The sequence below is a fragment of the Microbacterium sp. CPCC 204701 genome, from assembly GCF_004010105.1.
Lineage (GTDB): Bacteria > Actinomycetota > Actinomycetes > Actinomycetales > Microbacteriaceae > Microbacterium.
In genome coordinates, this window is the sequence record NZ_RRYE01000290.1 from 1 (window position 1) to 3878 (window position 3878).

The following is a 3878-nucleotide window of genomic DNA, read 5'->3' on the forward strand; positions in this document are numbered from 1 at the left end:
CGGCCGGAGCGGAGGGTTCCGGCGAGCTCGGCGTCGGAGACGGCGTGGGCGTGGGCGTCGTGTACGGCTCGAGCTCAGGGGTGACCCTGCCCGGCTTCCCACCGCTGGTGACGAAGACGCTCGGCAGCGACGCGGTGCGTCCGCCGCCCTCGGAATGGGCGATGACGAGCCATGCGTACGCCGTGCCCCGCTTGAGACGATCCCACTCGACCGAGGCGACGCCTCCCGAGGACGCCGTCGACTCGCCGATGACGGCGAGCGGGTTGTACAGCGCCAGCGAGTCCGTGCGGAAGCTCGTCGTGCGCGACGTGAGGTCGACCGGCAGCACCATGTTGTCGGCCTCGGCGTCGTAGCGCAGCGCCGGGTCGTACTCTCCGGCCCCGAAGTCGTCGAGGAACGGCGAGTAGGTGTCGACGATCATCTCGCCGCGGTCCACGTCGAACTGCAGCAGACGCAGGTAGCTTGCGCCGAACCGCAGCCGGTCGGTGGGGGCGTACCCGCCGATCTCGGTGAGCCCCAGCTCGTCGGCGGTGACCGTGAAGGCCTGGTAGTCCGCGAGCAGCTCGACCACGCCGTGGGCGACCTCTCCGACCTCGGGCTTCACGTTCGTGCCGATGCCGTGCACGTGTCCGGCGAGAATGAGGAACACATTGGGGTTCTCCGCCACGACGGTCTTGAACAGCATCGACCCGTCCGGAGCCGCATACCCCGAGTTGCGACCGTCGCGCTGCGGGCTCGCGGCGAGATAGTCATGCGAGAGCAGGATGCCGTTGCGCTCCGGGTACCGCGTGAAGATCGAGTCGGCCCATGCGGCCTCCTCTCGGGTGACACCGTACGAGAGGCCGACCGACACGAAGTCGATGCCGCCCGCCGAGAACAGCGTGTAGTTGTTCTGGTTGTCGCCCTCGCGCCACGGGCCGCCGTACTCGGCATTCACCCACTGATCGTCGGCGGTCGCGTACCGGTCCGGACCGAAGTACTGGTTGTACATCGCACCCGGCCCGTTCTCGGTGCCCGACCGGTTGTCGTGGTTGCCCGCGATCACCTGACTGGGCACTCCCGCGTCGTCAAGGATCCGGTGCTGCCGCGACGACACCTCGAACTCGCCGATCACCTGCTGCATCATGGCGTCGTCCGCGGGTGTGCGGATGTTGTTCTCGATGATGTCGCCGGTGTGCGCGACGTACTCGATCTTGCGGTCCTCCGCGTTCTCGGCGATCCAGCGCGTCGTGTCGCCGTACGCCTTCTCCCAGATGGCCCGCTCGGCCGCCGTCTCCTGCTCGACCGCTCCCTCCGAGAGGTACTGCGTGTCGGTGAAGTGCGCGATCGAGAAGTCGTACGTCGACGGGTCGGCGAAACCCTCGGCGCCCGGCTCGATCTCGTCGGCGAAGGGGTCCTCGCCGGTGATCATCACGTGCACCTGCTGCCCGTCGAGGTAGCGTCCCTCGACCATCGCCGTGAGCTCGGTGTTGCCCTCGAGCGCACCGCGTGCGCTCGCCAGCACGTCCCATGCCGACGTCTCGGTGTTCCACGCCCGCAGCGACACGACGCGGGTCGGGTCGATGACGCCCTCCCAGCGGAGCACGGGATCGCCGACGTGGCCCTTGACCTGCACGTCGAAGCGCTGGAACGCCACCTCGCGGCTCGCAGGGGAGTCGAGCGTGAGCCCGTCACCGGGCGCGAGGGCCTTCGTGCCGCCCAGGTTGGTCTCGCCGGCGACGCTCAGCGTCGTCGGGACCTCGGTGGCGGAGCCCTGCCAGCCCTGGTTGGGCGTGAGGATCTCGGCCTGCTGGAACTCCGCCGTGACGTCTGCGCCGTCCGGCTCCGAGACCGTGGCCGCGAGCGTCACGGTACCCCCGACATCCGTCGTCCCACCCGTCGGAGCGACCACGATCGGGGCATCGGGGATCCCCGCCGACGTGAACACGATCTCGCGTGTCGCCGAGTTGCCGAGCGCGTCCGCGGCGGTCACCGCGATCGTGTGCTCGCCCGCGCCGAGCCCCGGGCCGACCGGCGCGCCGAGCGAGATCGGCTCGCCGTCGAGTGTGAGCTCGGGCGTGCCCATGAGGCCCGTCAGGTCGTCGAGCTGGACGTCGAGCGCCACCGCCGACGAGATCGTCGCGTCGGCGGCCGGCGTGCTCGCCGTCACGGTCGGCGCCGAGTTGTCGGTCAGCAGGGTGCGGGTCGCGACCTCGCCGGTGGTGGATGCGGCCGCCACCACATGCGGGCCGTCGGCGACCGACGTGGTGTCGAGCTCAGTGCGCAAACCCTGGGCCGTGGCATCCGTCACGAGGAAGTGGAGGTCGATCTCTCGGAACAGGTTGATGTTGGAGCCGCACGTTCCGTCGCCCAGGGCGTAGGACGTCTTCGCCCGCTGCGGCGTCGCCGTGCCGGAGGCCGGCGCGAGCGCGACGTTCGAGATCGTGAAGTCGTCGCGGTTGCAGCCGGTCGCGGTCGTGCCGGTCACGAACTCGACCGTGTTCCAGCCGGGCAGCAGCCATTCGTTCGGGATGACGACATTCGCACGCTCGCTCACGAAGTCACCGCCGATGACGTAGCGGATGCCGTTGACGAAGAGCAGGTTCTTGAACGCCGAGTCGATCGAGTTCGATCCGACCGTGAAGCTCAGCGTCGCCTCGCCCGACCCGAGGGTCGGGAGCACCGCGACCGACGGCGCGTCGACCGTCCAGTGCGTCTCGACCTTCGGGAGAGCGGTGCTCGAGGATCCGCAGCTGCCGTCGCCCATCGCGTAGCTCGGAGCGATCGAGACACCCGTGGCCGTGCCGGTGTCGATGGTCAGCGCGGGGTTCGAGATGGCGAAGTCGTCGAGGTTCGCGCCGCAGCTCGAGCTGATGTCGCCCGCGACGACCTCGATGACGTTGTCGCCGGCGATCAGGTAGCGGTTCGGGACCGGCACGTCCACGCGCTGGTTGACCCAGTCGCCGAGGATGTCGACCTTGTGTCCGTTGACGAGCAGGTGGTTCTGGTAGCGGTTCTCGATCGAGTTCGCGCCGACGTCGAAGCTGAACATCGACGAACCGGCGCCGAGGCTCTCGACCGCCACCGGCTCGGTGCCGTCGATCGTGAGCGACGCGACGCCGCCCGCGCCCGTCGCGGAGTGCGCGGCGCTGACGGTGTGCGTGCCGCGGACGAGAGCGCCGTCCTCCGGCGACAGCATCGGAGCGCCGACCGGGGCGTTGTTCACCGTCACCGCGTGGGTGACCGTGGCGCCCGCCGAGGTGGTCGCCACGATCTGGTGTGCGCCGTTGGCGAGGGTCGTCGTGTCGACGTCGGCGGCGAGTCCCTGCGAAGCGAGAGGATCGCCCAGGACGAAGAACGACAGCTCCGCGTGCACGATGTCATCAGGCTGCGTGCCGCAGTCGCCGTCGCCGAACGTGAGCGTGAAGGGGTTCTCTTCGCCGTCGGCGATCTCGCCGAGCAGTTCGAGCCCCACGTCGCTGATGACGAAGTCGTCGTAGTTCACGCCGCACGCGGCATCGGCCGTGCCTGCGAAGATCTCGACGATGTTCTCACCCGTGACCAGCCAGTCGTTGGGGACGGGCAGCGCGACGCGCTCCGAGACCCAGGTGCGCTCCTGGTCGATGCGGTGCCCGTTGACGACCACCCAGTTGCGGTAGCTCAGCGCGGCCGAGTTGGTGCCGATGTCGAAGGTCAGGTGCGAGACGCCGGGCGTCGGCGTCGCGCCGATCGGCTGGCCGTCGATCGCCAGGCCCGACACCGGGTCGCCCGCGGTGGTGGCGTCGGCCGCGATGCGCACCTCCCCCTCGAGGTAGGCGCCGTCGGCGGGTGTCAGGGTCGGCGCGGCAGGCGCAGGCGTGGGCTGCTTGCCATCGCCGGGCGCAGCGGATGCCGCGGGC

The 3878-nt window shown here is 69.8% G+C and carries 1 protein-coding gene; it reads right to left on the minus strand.

What is annotated here, in order from left to right:
* On the minus strand, nt 1–3878 hold a 3878-nt coding region (locus EIO58_RS14085), incomplete at both ends, for a metallophosphoesterase (RefSeq protein ID WP_205789290.1).